This is a genomic window from Vibrio sp. 2134-1 (assembly GCF_033339495.1).
This window is the reverse complement of sequence record NZ_JAWOUS010000112.1, coordinates 1-1,135: the sequence shown is the minus strand read 5'-3', so window position 1 is coordinate 1,135 and position 1,135 is coordinate 1. Positions and strand designations below refer to the sequence as shown.

Annotated in this window: 1 pseudogene; it reads right to left on the bottom strand. The window is 46.8% G+C overall.

What is annotated here, in order from left to right:
* Positions 1-1,135 (bottom strand): annotated as a pseudogene (locus R7R78_RS24235) (hypothetical protein); the annotation flags it as partial.

Here is a 1,135-nt window from a genome sequence, read left to right as displayed (position 1 = left end):
GCAATCTGCACCGCGGTATGACCATCTGTTGCGCTAATGGTAAGTGCTGCACCAGATTCACCAGCTTTTGTCGGTGTGCCTTTAATGGTGACAATCGCATTGCCATCTTCAATTGCTGATAGGCCTTCAATGCCTACGTAGTCCGCTGAGTAGTCGGTGATCTGACCGTCTTTATCTTGGAACAAACCAGAAATATCGAGCGTTTGTTCAAACAGTTCGCCCTGTTGTAGGTACCAGCTATCAACAATGGATTGCAGGCGAGCTTGCTCTGCTTCAACAACCATTGGTGGTAAGTTTGCAGATTCGATTTCGATTTCGAATACTGTGCTCACAGTTGATAGCACATCCCCGTTAGAGTTTTTGTCCTGCGCCGTTAGAACAATCTCAAAATCACCGGATTTTTCTACGATAGCGGTTGGGTGTAGAACAATTAGGTTACCAACTTGCTCAACTTCAATGCCTGTGCCCGCTAAATTGTGCGTCAGTTTTGTGCTCACAAGGCTTTGGTCTTTGTCTTTGAAAAGACCTTCGATGTTTAGCTCAACGCCATCAAATGCGGCACCTTTTACGATTTTTGGTAGCTTATCCAATTTATCTTCAGCTGCGTCTTCTACGGTTTCGTTGACGGTTAGCTTGTTGTTGACTACCGTTTCAGGCGCTAAGTTGTCGCTATTCGGCGTGCTATCAGTGATGACTGGACGTAGGCTTGGGTCATTGATGTTTTCGCCAGACGCGACAAGACGATCCACTTCTTGGTTTGCCGCTTGAGCAAACTCCGTGGCTTTTTTCTCGTAGTTCGTTGGGTTTTGTGCTTTCGAGTCGGTCAGAATCTGAGCGGTTTTATGTAGTTCGGCGTTTTTTGTCGCACCTTCAACAAAGTCACTGTACAGATCAATCGGAGCTTCCTCTGAGCCTCCCAATGCTTTGTTTACGTTTGCTTTCGCGTCTTCTTCAGTAATTGAAGGGTCTTTTGCCATTTCAATCGCCACAAGGTCCGTGATAGGTGAGATCACGTTAGACGATGATGGTGCGCGGAATACGATTTCGTGCGCCATAGCTTGGCCTGGATGATCCATATCAACCGTGTATTTGCCAGCGTACTCTTTCGCATCCAAGGCGATGAGCTGTTTCTGCT